We start from the raw sequence: 15,612 nt of genomic DNA, 5'->3' as shown, positions 1-15,612 counted from the left end.
TCTTCAACACATCTGGTCAGGGGCTTGCCGGCGGGCCGCCCCTTCGCAGTTCCGCACGCCTGTCCGGCGCGTCAGGCGGCCTTGCCGGTCGCTGTCTCCGCGCGCGCCAGCACCTGCTCGACCAGCGTCGCCCAATAGCTCGCGCCCACGGGCAGCGCCTGGTCGTTGAAGTCGTAGTGCGGGTTGTGCAGCATGCAGCCGCCGACCTCCCCGCTCGGCGAGGAATTGCCGAGCCAGATGTAGCTGCCGGGCCGCTGCTGCAGCATGAAGGCGAAATCCTCAGACCCCATGGACGGCTGCTGGTCGCGGTGGACGTGCTCCTCCCCCACCACGGCGGCGGCGGCGCGTGCGGCAAGCTCCGTCTCCGCCTCCGTATTGATGGTCGGCGGGTAGCGCCGCTCGTAGCGCATCGTCGCCTGCGCGCCCATGGAGGCGCACACCCCGTCGATGATCCGCCGCATGGCGGGCTCGATCGTGTCCTGCACCTCGGGCTTGAAGCTGCGGGTCGTGCCGCGCAGCACCACCTCGTCGGGCAGGACGTTGTAGGCGTCGCCGCCATGGATCTGCGTCACGCTCACCACCACGGCGTCGAGGGGATGCGTGTTGCGGCTGGCGATGGTCTGCAGCGCGGTGACGATCTGCGCCGCCACGACCACGGAGTCGACGCCGAGGTGCGGCATGGCGCCGTGCGCGCCCTTGCCCTGCACCGTGATCTCGAAGATGTCGAAGGACGCCATCATCGGCCCGGGCATGACGGCGATGTTGCCGACCTCCATGCCCGGCCAGTTGTGCATGCCATAGACCTGCTCGACCGGAAACGTGTCGAACAGCCCCTCCTCGACCATGACGCGCCCGCCGCCCTCGTTCTCCTCCGCCGGCTGGAAGATGAAATGCACGGTGCCGTCGAAATTGCGCGTCTCGGCCAGGTACTTCGCCGCGCCCAGCAGCATGGCCGTGTGCCCGTCATGGCCGCAGGCGTGCATCTTGCCGGGGTTCTGCGAGGCGTGCTCGAATTCGTTCTTCTCGTGCAGGTCGAGGGCGTCCATGTCGGCGCGCAGGCCGATGGCGCGGCCTGTATCCGTGCGCCCCTTCAGCGTGCCGACGACGCCCGTCCCGGCGAGGCCGCGATGCACCTCCACCCCGAAGCTTTCCAGCATCTTCGCGACGAAGGCGCTGGTCTTGTGCTCCTCGAACGCGGTTTCGGGATGGGCGTGGATTTGCCGCCGCCACGCGGTCATCTCGTCATGGAAGGCGGCGATGCGGTTGATGATCGGCATGGGCGGAACATCCCCTTGGGAAATCGGTGTCGGTTGTTGTCGCACGCATTGCACCCGAGGCGTGCGGGGTGCGTCAAGCGGCCCGCGCCCGGTCAGGCCGCCGAATACCACCACACGCCATCGGCGTCGGTTGTCCGCTGCGCGCGCCCCCGCGCGATCAGGCAGTTGAGGTGGGCGAGCGTCTCTCCCGTCGCGAGCCCCCGGTCGTCGTCGCCGATCCGGCGGCGGAACAGCGCCGGGAAGCAGTCGATCACCCGGCGCGGCTCGGACAGCAGCGCCGCCAGCCGATCGAGGCCCGCCTCGTGGCGGTCGGCCAGCCGGTTGCAGCGCTCGTGCAGGCCGCGGAACGGCTCGTTGTGCGCGGGCAGGACAAGGACGTCCGCCCCCACCCGCTGCGGGATCGCCCGGCAGGACGCGATCCAGGATTCGAGCGGGTTGGCGTCCGGCTCCGTCGGATAGACCGAGATGTTGGAGGAGATGCGCGGCAGCACCTGGTCGCCGGAGATGAGCACGCCAAGCTCCGGACAATGCAGGCAGGCATGCTCCGGCGAGTGGCCGCGGCCCACGACCACTTCCCAGTCGTGCGCGCCGATCCCGATGCGCTCGCCGTCGACGATGCGGCGGTACGCCGGCGGCAGGGGCTCGACCACCATCCAGAAGCCGCGCCGCGCCCGCTCGCGCCACACCTCCATCATGCGCGCGTCGAAGCCGCAGGCGCGGGCGAAGCTCTCCGCCTCGCCATGCGGTTCCTCGAAACGGTCGAGCGACAGCGTGCGCCCGTAGAAATAGTCGGTCCGCGTCATCCACAGCCGCGCCCCGTGCGCGCGGCAGAGCGGGCCCGCCTGCCCGACATGGTCGGGGTGATAGTGCGTGACGATCACGCGCCGCACCGGACGCCCGCCCAGCGGGCCGGCCAGCACCTGCTCCCACAAGCCGGCAATACCCGCATCGCGCATGCCCGTGTCGACCAGCGTCCAGCCATCGCCGTCCGCGATCGCCCAGACATTGATGTGGTCGAGGCCGCCCACCGGCAACGGCATGCGGATCCAGTAGACGCCGGGCGCGACCGGCCGGGCCTCCCCGGCCTCCGGCACGGAGTCGAAGGGATAGACGAGCGCCTCGCGCGGGCTGGGACCGTCGTCGCGGTCGGTGAGGGAGGCGTCCGGCGAGGTCTTGCGGGCGTTCTGGGCGTTCTGGGCGGTCGAAGCTGTCATGAGCGGCGATGATGGGCCAGTTGACGCAAACGTCAACCGCGCCCCGGCCAGAACCGGCGCGGGGCAGGGTTGCGGGCGGCGCGCCATGCGGCCGCCGCCCGAACGCCAGGCGCCTCAGCTCGCGAGCTGTTCCGCCGTCACCCCGACGAGGTCCGCGCCCGACATCGCGGCGGCGCAATAGCCCTCCGTGTGCGGCAGTTCCTGCTCGGCATAGAAGCGGGCCAGTTGCAGCGCGGTCTGTGCCGTGGGGCTCTCGTCGCCCGCCTTGTGCGCGGCCAGCACGCCCTTGGCGAGGTAGAAGCCGCCCGCGACCGTGCCGAACGCCGACTGGTAGGGCGTGGCGCCCGCCAGCGCATCCTCGATCTCGCCGGACGCGAGCTTCTGGCCGATCCACATGGTCGCGCGGCCAAGCTGCTCCGTCGCGGTCTTCAGCCGGTCGGCGATGGTGACGAGGTGCGGCGCGTTGGTCGCGCGCAGCGCGTCCGCCGTCTCCACCACCTCCTCCAGATAGGCACGCACCACGCCGCCCATCTGCATCGGCAGCTTGCGCGCCACGAGGTCGAGCGCCTGGATGCCGTTCGTACCCTCGTAGATCGGCGCGATGCGCGCGTCGCGCAGGTGCTGGGCTGCGCCCGTCTCCTCGATGAAGCCCATGCCGCCGTGCACCTGGATTCCGAGGGAAGCGACCTCCACCCCCTTGTCGGTCGACCAGGACTTGGCCACGGGCGTCAGAAGCTCGACGCGCGCCTTGGCGGCCGCCCGCTCCTCCTCCGTCGCCGCGGCCATCGACAGGTCGGCGTGCAGGGCGGTGTCGTAGCACAGGCCGCGCGCGGCCATGGTCAGCGCCTTCATGTGCAGGAGCGTACGGCGGACGTCCGCATGCTCGATGATCGGCACCATTTCCTTCTGCGCATGCTGCTTGCCCACGGGCTTGCCCTGCTTGCGCTCCTGCGCATAGGCGAGCGCCTGCTGGAACGCGCGCTCCATGATGCCGACGCCCTGCGTGCCGACCCCGAGGCGGGCGTCGTTCATCATGGTGAACATCGCCTTCATGCCTTGGTTCTCCTCGCCGACGAGGAAGCCGGTCGCGCCCTCGTAGGACATGACGCAGGTGGGCGAGGCATGGATGCCGAGCTTCTTCTCCAGGCTCAGCGGGCGCAGCGCGTTGCGCGTCCCCGGCGTGCCGTCCTCGTTCAGCAGGTACTTCGGCACGAGGAACAGCGAGATGCCGCGCGTGCCGAGCGGCGCGTCGGGCAGGCGCGCAAGCACGAGATGGATGATGTTCTCCGCCATCTCGTGGTCGCCATAGGTGATGTAGATCTTGGTTCCGGTGATCTTGTAGGTGCCGTCGCCCGCGGGCTCGGCCTTCGTCGTGAGCGCGCCCACGTCGGAGCCCGCCTGCGGCTCCGTCAGGTTCATCGTGCCGGTCCACTCCCCGGTCACCAGCTTGCCGAGATAGCGTTCCTTCTGCTCGTCGGTGCCGTGCGCCTCCAGCGCGTGGATCGCGCCCTGCGTCAGCAGCGGGCAGAGGCCGAACGCCATGTTGGCCGAGGTCATCATCTCCGAGACCGCCATCTGCAGCAGGATCGGCAGGCCCATGCCGCCGTGCGCCGCCGGCGCCGCGACGCCGTTCCAGCCGCCTTCCCAGAACTGGCGGTAGGCGTCGGCCCAGCCGTCCGGCGTCACAACCTTGCCGTCCTTCAGGTGCGAGCCTTGCCGGTCGCCGACCGTGTTGAGCGGAGCCAGAACCTCGGTCGTGAAGCGGCCCGCCTCCTCGACGATCTGGTCGACGAGTTCCGGCGTCGCATCGGCATAGCGTTCGGTCTCGGCCAGGCGGCCCGCCCCGACGATGGCATTGAGCGCGAAGCGGATATCGTTTAACGCGGCACGATAGGTCATGATCCCTCCGGGGTCGGCGCGGACATGCGCGGGCGTCTGGTCCGCAAACGACTTAATGCCCGGCGCGGTGACAGGCAAGCGACAGGACACCATGGCTGAGATTCTCGATGCGAAAGACCCCGCCGCGATCGCTCGCGCGGCCCATGTGCTGCGCGCGGGCGGCCTCGTCGCCTTCCCGACGGAGACAGTGTACGGCCTCGGCGCCGACGCCACGAACGGGGAGGCTGTCGCCCGCATCTACGAGGCGAAGGGCCGGCCCCGCTTCAACCCGCTGATCTCCCACGTGCCCGATTTCCCGGCCGCCTGCCGTCTCGGCCGGTTCGAGGCGCGGGCCGAGGCGCTGGCGGAAGCGTTCTGGCCCGGCCCCCTCACCCTCGTCGTGCCGCGCGCGCCCGCCTGCCCGGTCGCGGACCTCGTGACCGCGGGTCTCGACACGGTCGCGATCCGCGTGCCCGCGCACCCAGTGGCGCAGGCGTTGCTGCGGGCCGTGGACCGCCCGCTCGCCGCGCCTTCCGCCAATCCGAGCGGGCGGGTCAGCCCCACCACCGCCGCCCACGTCGCCGATGGGCTGGGCGACACGGTCGACCTGATCCTCGACGGCGGGCCCTGCACGGTCGGCGTCGAAAGCACCATCGTCGGTTTCGCCGAGCCGGGGGAACCGCCGCGCCTGCTCCGTCCCGGCGGCCTTCCCCGCGCCGCCATCGAGGAGATCGTGGGCGAACTGCGCGGCCATGTCGGTCCGATCACCGCGCCAGGGCAACTCGACAGCCACTACGCCCCCGCGGCCCATCTGCGCCTGAACGCCGCGGGCCCCCGCAAGGGCGAGGCGCTGCTCGCCTTCGGCCCGGACGTGCCGCGTGCGGCGGCGCGGGTGCTCAACCTCTCGCCGGCCGGCGACCTGCGGGAGGCGGCGGCCAATCTCTTCGCCTTCCTGCGCGCCCTCGACGCCGAGGGACACGCCCGCATCGCCGTCATGCCGGTCCCGAACGTGGGGCTGGGCGAGGCGATCAACGACCGGCTGGCGCGCGCCGCCGCTCCCCGGACCCAACTCCCCCGAACCTGAGCGGCACGCACCCTCTGGCCGGCGCCCGCGCCCGCACCTAGAGTGTTCTTCCATGAGCACCATTCCCGCCGAACTTCTCCAGACCCTCGCCGGCATCGTCGGCGAGAAGGGCCTTGTCACCGACCCGGACGCCATGGCCCCGCACCTGACCGAATGGCGCGGGCGCTGGACGGGCCGAACGCCCGCCGTGGTCAAGCCTGCCACGACCGAAGAAGTCTCCGCCGTCGTCGCCGCCTGCGCCGCCGCGCGCGTCGCCATCGTGCCGCAAGGGGGCAACACCGGCCTCGTCGGCGGGCAGATCCCGGACGCGGGCGGCGGGCAGATCGTGCTCTCGCTCGCGCGCATGACCCGCGTCCGCGCCGCCGACGCCACGAACGGCACGCTGACGGTCGAAGCGGGCGTCACCCTTCTGCAATGCCAGGAGGAGGCGCGCCGCATGGGCTGGCTCTTCCCGCTGTCGCTGGCGTCGGAGGGGTCCTGCACCATCGGCGGCAATCTCGCGACCAATGCGGGCGGTACGGCGGTCTTGAAGTACGGCAACGCCCGCGCGCTGTGCCTGGGCGTCGAGGCGGTGCTCGCGGACGGCACCGTCCTGCCCGGCCTGCGCGCGCTGCTGAAGGACAACACGGGCTACGACCTGAAGGACCTGCTGATCGGGTCCGAGGGGACGCTCGGCATCATCACGGCGGCGGTCCTCCGCCTCTTCCCCCTCCCCTCGGCAACGGAGACCGCGATGGTTGCGGTCGAAAGCCCGTCGGACGCGGTGCAGCTTCTGCAGCTCATGCGCGCGGCGAGCGGCGACCGCGTCACCACGTTCGAGCTGATCCCGCGGCGCGCCGTGGACTTCGTCCTCGACCACACGCAGGGCGGCGCCGACCCGTTCGAGGAGGCGCACCCCTGGTATGTGCTGGTCGAGCTTTCCTCCGGCGGCAAGGCAGAGGAGCTGCGCACCCTCATGGAGGACGCGCTGGCCGAGGCGTTCGAGAAATCCCTCGTTACCGATGCCGCCCTCGCGCAGACCGGAGAACAGGCGCGCCGGTTCTGGGAGGTGCGCGAACTGATCTCGGAGGCGCAGAAGCCCGAGGGCGGCTCGATCAAGCACGACATCTCGGTGCCCGTCGGCTCCATCCCGGACTTCATCGCGCGCGCCGACGCCGCGGTCGGGGCGGCCTGTCCCGGCATCCGCCCGCTGGCCTTCGGCCATATCGGCGACGGGAACGTCCACTACAACCTGAGCCAGCCCATCGGTGCCGACACGGCCGCCTATCTCGCGCGCACCGACGAACTGACCGCCATCGTGCACGGCGTCACTGCTGAGCTTTCGGGCTCCATCTCCGCCGAGCACGGCCTCGGACAGATGAAGGTGGACGAGATCGCGCACTACAAGAGTGCCGCCGAGCTTTCCGCCATGCGGGCGATCAAGCGCGCGCTCGACCCGCACAATCTGCTCAACCCCGGCAAGGTGGTGCGCGTCTGAGGCCGCGCGCTCAGTTGACCGTCAGCCCGCCCGCGGCGGCGATCCGGTAGAGCAGCCACGCCCCGAAACCCATGATGCACAGGCCGGAGAACTGGTTGAGGCGCATCACCCAGCTGTCGGTGAAGCGGCTGCGCACCGTGCCCACGACACCCGTCAGCGCCAGCCACCACCCGGCAGAGCCCGCCGCCACGCCCGCGACGAGCAGAAGCGCCTCGACCGTGTCGACATGGGTGCCGACGAGGCCGCCCGCCCCCGCGAAGATCGCGATGAACCCGAGCAGCGTCATCGGGTTGGTGATGGTCAGCAGGAAGGTCAGCGCCGGCGCCTGCCAGAGGCCCGCCCGCGCCCCCTCCGCCACGTCCGCGGTCATGCCGCGCGGCCGCGCCTTCAGGATCGTGCGCACGCCGAGGATCACCAGGAACAGCGCGCCGAGGATCTGGATGCCCGCGCCGAGCCCGCCCACCAGGTCGCTCGCCGCCACCAGGCCGAACGCCGCCAGCGCCGCGAACACCGCGTCCGCCGCAACCGCCCCCATGCCCGCCAGCAGTCCGTTCAGTCGCCCGTGCTGGATGGTGCGCTGAATACAGACCAGGTTCACCGGCCCGATCGGCGCAGCGACGATAACGCCGATCACGGCTCCATTTATCAGCACACTCAGCATTCGGCTGCCAAAACCGATTAGTGACTTGGAAAGGGGTCGAATCTAGCCTTTTCAGGCAAGAGGACCTGACGACGGCCGGGAACAAGAGACCCGCGACAGGTCGGGGACGCAAGAAAAAAGGGAGAGGGTTCGGGAGACAGACGGGAGAACACGCATGACGGAGATGCAAAGACTTCTGCAGGGCTACCGCATGACCACGGCGGAGATCCTCTATCACATGCCGGACCATCCGCACCTTCTGCAATCCTTCATCTGGCAGCAGCTGGACCTTGCCCCGAAATTTCCGGTCCTGACGCGCTTCCTCGACTTCTGGACGCACAATCTGGACGGCAAGCTCCACTCCGTGCGCGTGGGCACGATGGAGATCGTGCGCGCCAGCGACTTCTCGCACGCGCAAGGGGAATGGGTGGTCCACTGACCTGCCCGCGGCAGCGGCGCTCCTCTTCCCCGCGGACGCGGCGACATTCGGCACCGGCAGTGCCTGGCGGCGCTGCCGTTTCCTTTCGCGCGGACCGTCCCCCGGCCGGCCCTCCATAAATCCACACAAACCTGACTCACCTATTGATTGTTTTATTTTATTTGATAGCGCCTTGCGGTGGTTTTTCCAGAACTTGGCATGCGAATTGCTCATATTTGGGTCGAACGCCATGTTCTTCGGTTGATCGCGCACAGCAATTCGAAAGATCAAGGACTTGGCCGGGCCGAAACGATCGGGAGTGGCAAGTAAACGGACACCGGGTGTCAAACAGGCTGTCACCAGTGACAGAGAGACCTCCGGCCCCAGCCACCAGAATCGCGTCAACAAGTTGCGTTCCACGTAAAAAACACTCATGGCCTCTGGAGGGTCTATCATGCGTTGGAATCTGGTTGGCAGCGCCGCTGCCATGGCGCTTCTCGGCGCCATCGCGGCATCCTCGGGCGCCAATGCGGCGCTGGTCGTCGACACCGGGAACAACCCGCCGCTCGGCAGCCTGGTCATCGATAACAATGCCTGCGATGCGGGCATCGTCAATGTGGGTCCCGCGACGACGATCTCGGCTTGCGTTCAGAATGATCACGGCCAGCAAGTGGACTTCACGTCCGACGAACTGATCACTTACGCCGCAGGCGGCCAGGCGCAGATCGTGTCGGATGACGGCAACGGCTTTTCCTATCTGAAGATCGAGGTTGTGGGCCAGCTCATCTCGAAGCTGATCCTCAACATTGACGCGATCACCGACGGCTTCGTGACGTTCAGCGACGGGGTCGACACCTCCGCGCCGCAGGCGTTGTCCGGCTCCGGCAACAACTTCTTCACGATCACAGGCGGCCCGTTCTCCTTCATCGAGTTCACGGCCACGTCCGGCGTTGCCGCCATCGCGCTCGGTGACAGCGTGGACGACGTGAAGCAGGTCCGCGTGACCTACGGCCCGCGCCAGCAAGTGTCCGAGCCGGCGCTGCTCGGCCTCCTCGGCCTCGGCCTGATCGGGATCGCGGCGGCGCGCCGCCGGGCCTGACCCAAAGCTTCGCCGAAAGACTTTTGCGGGCGGCGTCCTCCGGGGCGCCGCCCGTTGCTGTTTCGGAGCGGGCGAGGAACCGTAGAATCACGCACAGCGGGAATCTTTCGTGACTCACTCGCCATAATGGATCTATAAAGGTTTCATTAAGTTTCTCTCGGTGCACCCTGCCAGCGTGGCATTCAGCTTGCTATCGCGGGGGGTGGGGCGGTCTGGATGAAGACCGCGCATGTGTACCGGATCGGTCGGGAGAGTATGTGATGCGTATGTCGATCATGGCCGCAACGGCGGTAACCGCGAGTGTTCTTTTCGCCGCGTCTGCGGCGCAGGCCGCCTTCGTCGTTCAGGAAGGCAACATCCCCCAGTTCGACGACAATGTGATCGCAAACGGCTGCGATGCGGGCGTCGGCATCGCGGGTCCCGCGCTGCAGGTCGCGGGTTGCCTCAATGGCGACCGGGGCCAACAGGTGCTGTTCACCTCGGACGAAGCGATCACCTACTCCGGCGGCCAGGCGACCGTCGAGGCGGAGGATGGAAATGGCTTCTCCTATCTGAAGATCGAGGTTGTCGGGACGAGCTTCGACAGCCTGATCCTGAACATCAACGCCAGCGAGGACGGACAGGTCCAGTTCGGCGACGGCACCGACCTTTCCGGCTTCTTCGACCTGAGCAGCGGCGGCGCCAACTTCTTCACGATCACCGGTGCGGACCTTCCGTTCATCGAGTTCTGGACCACGGACGCCAGCGTGTCCGTCGACATCGCCGAGACGACGCGCCAGGTGCGCATCGGCGGCGTTGGCTCCGTCCAGATCAGCGAGCCGGCGCTTGGGGGGCTCCTGGGCCTCGGCATGCTCGGTATCGCGATGGCGCGCCGGCGCGCCTGAACCGCACGGTCTCCGGCATTGGCGGCGGGCGGCATCCTTCGGGGTGCCGCCCGTTCGCGTTTCAGCCGCGCGCGTCCGCGATCGCGCGCCAGACAGTCTCCGGGGTCAGCGGCATGTCGAGGTGTCGCACCCCCAGACCGGCCAGCGCATCGAGCACCGCGTTGACGATGGCAGGCGGTGCGCCGATGGTCCCCGCCTCGCCGCAGCCCTTGATGCCCAGCGGATTGCTCGTCGAGGGCGCGTCCTCCATGAAGCGGATGTCGAAGGACGGCACGTCGTCGGCGCGCGGCATGGCGTAGTCCATGAACGAACCGGTCAGAAGCTGCCCTGCCTCGTCATGGACGACGCCTTCGAGCAGCGCCTGCCCCGCCCCTTGCGCGATGCCGCCCATCACCTGCCCGGCGACGAGCAGCGGGTTCACGATGCGCCCGAAATCGTCCACCACGGTGTAGCGAAGCAGGACAACGCGCCCCGTTTCGGGATCGACCTCTACCTCCGCCACGTGCGCACCGTTCGGGAACGAGTGGTTCTCGCGCGTGTAGTCGGCCAGTTCGACCAGCCCACCGCGGAGGCCCCATCGTTCGGCCCGCCCGTCGTGGGCCGCCGCCACGATCTCGTCCCAGCCCGTCTCCCGGTCGGTCCCCGCGATGCGAAAGCGGCCATCGACAAGCTCGATGTCGTCCGCCGCCGCCTCCAGCAGGTGCCCGGCCAGCGCCTTCGCCTTCTCGATCACCTTCTCGCCCGCGCGCAGGATGGCAGATCCGCCGAGTTGGAGCGAACGCGAGCCGCCGTGCCCGCCGCCCAGCGGCAGCGCGTCCGTGTCGGCCTGAAGGAACCGCACCCGGTCGATGGGAAGCCCGAACATCTCGCAGGCCAATTGCGCGAACGCGGTCTCGTGCCCCTGCCCGTTCGACTGCGTGCCGACGGAGACGAGCACCGTCCCGTCTTTCTCGAAGCCCACGCGCGCGTTCTCCACCGGCGGACCCAGCACGCTTTCGAGATAGCTTGCGATGCCCAGGCCCCGTTTCAGCCCGCGCGCCGCGCTCTCCTCCGCACGCGCCGCGAAACCGTCCGCGTCCGCCGCGGCCAGCGCCTCGTCCAGCACGCGGGCGAAGTCGCCCGTGTCGATCTCCTTGCCGAGCGCGGTGCGATAGGGCAGCTGCTCGGGTCGCACGAGGTTGCGGCGGCGCAGGTCGATGCGGTCGAGGCCCATCTCGCGCGCCGCCTGGTCGATGGCGCGCTCCAGCATGTAGGTCGCCTCGGGCCGCCCCGCGCCGCGATAGGCATCGGTCGGCGCAGTGTTGGTGAAGACCCCGCGCGTGACGAGACGCACCGCGCCGATATCATAGGCCCCGCCCAGCACCGCAGCAGTAGAGGCCGTCGGAATGAGCGTCCCGTTGGTCGAGCAATAGGCCCCGAGATTGGCGAGCGACGCGCAGTCGAGCGCGAGGAACCGCCCGCCCTCGTCCAGCGCGAGCGCCACTTCGCTGACCACCGCGCGGCCGTGCGCATCGGTCACGAACGCCTCCGACCTGCCCGAGATCCACTTGACGGACCGGCCGAGCTTCTCCGCCGCCCACAGGCAGACCGCATGTTCCGGCTGCACCTGGTTCTTGCCGCCGAAGCCGCCGCCCACGTCCTCGGCCTTCACATGGAGCTTCGCCTTGTCCCAGCCGAACAGGCCGCAGATCAGGTCGCGGAAGGCGTAGACGCCCTGGATCGCGCCGGTGAGCGTCAGCCGCCCGCCCTCCTCCACCAGGGCGACGCAGCCGCGCGGCTCCATCGGGTTCGGCGCGATGCGGTTCTGCACGACCGTCAGCCGCGTCACGTGCGCGGCGCGCGCGAACGCTTCCTCGACGGCCTCGTCGTCGCCCGTCCCCCATGTGAAGGAGAGGTTGGCCGCCCCCTCCCCCTCGCGCGCATGGATCGCGGGCGCGTCATCGGCGAGTGCCGCGCGCGGGTCCGCGACAGGCTCGATCTCGGCATAGTCGACGGCAACAAGCTCGGCGGCGTCCTCGGCGGCCGCGCGGCTTTCGGCGATCACCACGGCGACCGCGTCGCCCACATGGCGCACGGTATCGCTGGCGAGCGCGTCGCGCCGCGGCAGGAAACCGGGTGTGCCGTCGCGGTTCGTCGGCTGTGAGCGGACGGGCAGGCCCGGGAAGCCCTCCGCCGCCCAGTCCGTGCCTGTCAGGACCGCGACGACGCCGGGGGCCGCCTTCGCCTCGGCCGTGTCGAAGCCCGCGACGTGCGCATGGGCGAAGGGGCTTCGGACGAAGACGGCGTGCAGGAGGCCTTCGTCCTGCCGGTCGTCGGCATAGCGTCCGCGACCGGTGATGAAGCGCGGATCCTCAACGCGGACAACGGGTTGTCCGATGCCGAATTTCATGGGGCCGTTCCCTGTCCCTTGCGGCCGGGCGCGGTGCGGCCCGCCCGGCGATGCGTTCACAGCGCGTCAGTGTAGCGGGGCTGCACGCGCCGACCAGTGCCCGCGGCAGCCAATCTGCCCTGCAGCCGGTCCGGGTCTCAGGCCGCGCTCTCGCCCTTGATGCGGATCACCGGTTCGATCTCGGCGAGTTCGGAGAGCGGGATATGGCACTTGATCGTGTGCCCGCTCTCTGTCTTCTGGTCCGGTGGCATCTCCGTGTCGCAGTCGCGGCCCAGTTCCTGCGCGCGCGCCTTGCGGTGGCACCGGGTGCAGAACGGACAGCCTTCGGGCGGGTTCGACGGGCTCGGCAGCGTGCCTTCGAGAAGGATGTGCGTCTTCTCCACGTTCGGGTCGGCGATCGGGATCGCGGAGAGAAGCGCCTCCGTATAGGGGTGATAGGGCGGCGCGAATATCTCCTCCGTCGTGCCCTTCTCCATGATGTGACCGAGGTACATGACCACGATCCGGTCGGCGAGATAGCGCATGAAGGACAGGTCGTGCGCGATGACGAGCAGTGTCGTGCCGTAGTCGCGCTGGATGTCCATCAGAAGCTCGGTCACCGCCGCTTGCACGGAGACGTCGAGCGCGGAAACCGGCTCGTCCGCCACCACCACGTCGGCCTGGGCTGCGAACGCGCGCGCGATGCCGATGCGCTGCTTCTGACCGCCCGAAAGCTGGCGCGGCTTGCGGCGCGCGAACTCGCGCGGCAGCTTGACGAGGTCGAGCAGTTCGCCCACCCGCTCGCGCACCTTCTCCGCGTCGCTCTCCACGCCGAACTTGCGGATCACGCGGCCGATCTGCGCGCCGATGGAGAGCGAGGGGTTGAGCGTCTCGTTCGGGTTCTGGAAGACCATCTGGATCGCGCCGATCTGGTCGGGCGTGCGGTCGTGAACGCCGACCTCCCCCAGGTCTACGTCGCGGAACATGATCCTGCCGTCGGTTGCCTCCTCCAGGCCCATCAGCACCTTGGCGAAGGTGGACTTGCCGCAACCGGATTCGCCCACGATACCGACCGTTTCCGCCCGGCGGGCGCGGAAGGAGAGATCCTCGTTCGCCTTGACGTATCGGGTGGCCTTTCCGCCGAGGAGCGCGCCGATCGAATTGTCCTCGATCTCGTAATATTTCTGCATGTGGTCGACGCTGAGCACGACCTCTCCGGGCTCCAGCGCCGGGCGCACCTCGCCTCCCTCGTCCGCCGCCGACCAGTCGATCTCGTCCCAGCGGATGCAGCGGACGGAATGGCGGGCGTCCGGATTGACCCGCTGCATCCGGATGTCGCCGGCATCGCAGCGCCCGGCCGCGAAATGGTCGCAGCGCGGCCCGAAATTGCACCCCGGCGGGCGCATGTGCGGCAAGGGCAACTGGCCGGGGATCGCCCGCAGCGGCCGCGCGTTCTTGTCCGCCGACGGCAGCGGGATCGCGCCGAAGAGCCCGCGCGTGTAGGGGTGGTACATCTCGCGGAAGACGTCGGCGACGGGGCCCGTCTCCACCGCCTCTCCGGAATACATGACGCACACGCGCTCGCACGTCTCCAGCACGAGGCCGAGATTGTGGCTGATGAAGATGATGCTGGTGCCGAACTCGCGCGCGATCTCGCCGATCAGCTCGACGATGCCCGCCTCGACCGTGACGTCCAGCGCGGTCGTCGGCTCGTCGAGCAGCAACAGCGACGGGTACGACAGCAGCGCCATGGCGATCACCACGCGCTGCTGCTGGCCACCGGAAATCTGGTGCGGATAGGCGTCCATGATCCGCTCGGGATCGGGCAGGTGCACCTTCTCCAGCATGTCGCGGGCGCGTGCGAAAGCCTCTTCCTCGCTCACGTTCTCATGGTAGAGCGGCACCTCCATCAGCTGCATGCCGATCTTCATCGAGGGGTTCAGGGCCGACATCGGCTCCTGGTAGACCATCGCGATTTCCTTGCCGCGAAGCTGGCGCAACTCCTCCTCGGTGAAGGCGGTCATGTCGCGGCCCTTGAAGCGGATCTCGCCGCCCGTCACGCCGCCGTTCGCGCCCATGTACTGCATGATCGCCATGGCGACGGTCGACTTGCCGCAACCCGATTCCCCCACCAGCCCGATGGATTCCCCCGGCCGGACAACCAGGTTGAAGTCCACCACCGCCGGGATCTCGCCCGCGCGGGTGTAGTAGGAGATGCACAGGTCCTTGCACTCCAGGATGGGCTCGGGCCCCTCCTTCACCTCGAAGATCGCGCGGTTCGCAGTGCCTGCCTCGGCCATGCCCTGCCCCTCCGGTTCAGTCGCGCATGGCGATCTCGCGCAAGCCGTCGGCCATCAGGTTGAAGCCGAGGACGAGCGAGGAGATCGCGATGGCGGGAATGACGACCATGTGCGGCGCGAACTGTGCGCTCGGCATGGATTCGACGATGATCTTGCCCCAGTCCGCATCTGGCGGCGGCAGGCCGAGGCCAAGGAAACCCAGCGTGGCGATGGCAATCGTCGTGTAGCCGAGGCGCAGGCACGCATCGACGATCAGCGGCCCCTTCGCGTTCGGCAGAAGCTCCACGAACATGATGTAGAGCGCGCTCTCGCCGCGCGTCTGCGCCGCTGCGATATAGTCCCGCGTCTTGATGTCGAGCGCGAGCCCCCGGACGATCCGCATGATCTGCGGCGCCGATGCGAACGTCACCGCCAGCACGACATTCGTGCCCGACGGCCCCAGGTTCGTGATGATTACGATGTAGAGCACCAAGACCGGAAACGACAGCAGGACGTTGGCGATGAACGAGATGCCCTCGTCCACCCAGCGCCCGAAATAGCCCGCCATCACGCCCATGATCATGCCGACGGCATAGGCGACCGCGGTGGCGAACGTCGCCCAGAACAGCACCGTGCGCGACCCCCAGATGACGCGCGAGAGCATGTCGCGCCCCTTGTGGTCTAGGCCGAACCACAAGGTCTCCCCATTGGGGCCGACATCGCCCGGATAGCCTGCGCCCTCGCCCAGCGTCAGCACCGTCCCGTCCGGCTGCGGCACCGAGATGATCGGCTGGAACGGCATCAGCGGCTGGTTCGGGTCGTTGAGCGGCAGGAAGGGCGCAAGCAGCGCCACCACCACCCAGAAGAGCACGAGGCCCGCCCCCACCATGCCCACCGGCGACTCGCTCAGCAGCGCGAGCGTGGACAGCGCGCCCTTCAGGCGGCTCGGCCGCTTCACCTCTTCGCCGGGTTCGAGTGTCGCATCGCTCATGGA

Annotated in this window: 12 protein-coding genes; 5 read left to right on the top strand and 7 right to left on the bottom strand. The window is 68.9% G+C overall.

The genetic code is table 11. The annotated features are described in order from the left end of the window. Positions 1-71: 71 nt before the first annotated feature. The 3 genes from NJQ99_RS01595 to NJQ99_RS01585 form a co-directional block, all read right to left on the bottom strand. Positions 72-1,277 carry a M20 aminoacylase family protein gene (locus tag NJQ99_RS01595; protein ID WP_269331051.1) on the bottom strand — a complete coding sequence of 402 codons (1,206 nt, stop codon included), beginning with the start codon at positions 1,275-1,277 and terminating at the stop codon, positions 72-74. Between the two features lie 92 nt (positions 1,278-1,369). Then, positions 1,370-2,491, bottom strand: a complete 1,122-nt coding sequence (locus NJQ99_RS01590; protein ID WP_269331050.1) for an MBL fold metallo-hydrolase — start codon at positions 2,489-2,491, stop codon at positions 1,370-1,372. Positions 2,492-2,605: 114 nt separating this feature from the next. Next, positions 2,606-4,390, bottom strand: coding sequence for an acyl-CoA dehydrogenase (locus tag NJQ99_RS01585; protein ID WP_269331049.1), 1,785 nt, complete (start codon positions 4,388-4,390; stop codon positions 2,606-2,608). A 91-nt stretch (positions 4,391-4,481) separates the two neighbouring features. On the opposite strand from NJQ99_RS01585, the gene NJQ99_RS01580 reads away from it, so the two are divergent. Together NJQ99_RS01580 and NJQ99_RS01575 are read left to right on the top strand one after the other, a co-directional pair. Next, positions 4,482-5,453 carry an L-threonylcarbamoyladenylate synthase gene (locus NJQ99_RS01580; protein WP_269331048.1) on the top strand — a complete coding sequence of 324 codons (972 nt, stop codon included), beginning with the start codon at positions 4,482-4,484 and terminating at the stop codon, positions 5,451-5,453. A gap of 52 nt (positions 5,454-5,505) precedes the next feature. Then, the gene (locus tag NJQ99_RS01575; protein WP_269331047.1) at positions 5,506-6,930 is read left to right on the top strand and encodes an FAD-binding oxidoreductase; all 1,425 of its coding nucleotides are present in this window, start codon (positions 5,506-5,508) and stop codon (positions 6,928-6,930) included. A gap of 10 nt (positions 6,931-6,940) precedes the next feature. On the opposite strand, the gene NJQ99_RS01570 is transcribed toward NJQ99_RS01575, so the two are convergent. After that, positions 6,941-7,564 (bottom strand): LysE family translocator, encoded by a 624-nt coding sequence (locus tag NJQ99_RS01570; protein ID WP_269331046.1) that lies wholly within the window; start codon positions 7,562-7,564, stop codon positions 6,941-6,943. Between the two features lie 181 nt (positions 7,565-7,745). Between NJQ99_RS01570 and NJQ99_RS01565 the strand changes: the two genes are divergently transcribed. From NJQ99_RS01565 to NJQ99_RS01555, 3 genes are all read left to right on the top strand, one after another. Then, positions 7,746-8,009 carry an usg protein gene (locus NJQ99_RS01565; RefSeq protein WP_269331045.1) on the top strand — a complete coding sequence of 88 codons (264 nt, stop codon included), beginning with the start codon at positions 7,746-7,748 and terminating at the stop codon, positions 8,007-8,009. Between the two features lie 433 nt (positions 8,010-8,442). Next, positions 8,443-9,087, top strand: coding sequence for a PEP-CTERM sorting domain-containing protein (locus NJQ99_RS01560; protein WP_269331044.1), 645 nt, complete (start codon positions 8,443-8,445; stop codon positions 9,085-9,087). A gap of 260 nt (positions 9,088-9,347) precedes the next feature. Continuing rightward, positions 9,348-9,971 carry a hypothetical protein gene (locus tag NJQ99_RS01555; protein WP_269331043.1) on the top strand — a complete coding sequence of 208 codons (624 nt, stop codon included), beginning with the start codon at positions 9,348-9,350 and terminating at the stop codon, positions 9,969-9,971. Positions 9,972-10,032: 61 nt separating this feature from the next. Here the strand turns inward: NJQ99_RS01555 and NJQ99_RS01550 are convergent, their stop codons facing one another. The 3 genes from NJQ99_RS01550 to NJQ99_RS01540 form a co-directional block, all read right to left on the bottom strand. Beyond that, positions 10,033-12,360: a xanthine dehydrogenase family protein molybdopterin-binding subunit gene (locus NJQ99_RS01550; RefSeq protein WP_269331042.1), complete on the bottom strand. Its 2,328-nt coding sequence runs from the start codon at positions 12,358-12,360 to the stop codon at positions 10,033-10,035. 137 nt (positions 12,361-12,497) lie between these two features. Further along, entirely contained in the window at positions 12,498-14,639 is a 2,142-nt protein-coding gene (locus tag NJQ99_RS01545) for a dipeptide ABC transporter ATP-binding protein (protein WP_269331041.1), read from the bottom strand. 16 nt (positions 14,640-14,655) lie between these two features. Next, complete coding sequence (locus tag NJQ99_RS01540) at positions 14,656-15,609, bottom strand: ABC transporter permease (RefSeq protein WP_331283233.1); 954 nt, start codon at positions 15,607-15,609, stop codon at positions 14,656-14,658. Positions 15,610-15,612 lie beyond the last annotated feature (3 nt).

The sequence above is a fragment of the Futiania mangrovi genome, assembly GCF_024158125.1.
GTDB classification, from domain to species: Bacteria; Pseudomonadota; Alphaproteobacteria; order Futianiales; family Futianiaceae; genus Futiania; species Futiania mangrovi.
This window is presented reverse-complemented; position numbering and strand designations above follow the sequence as displayed.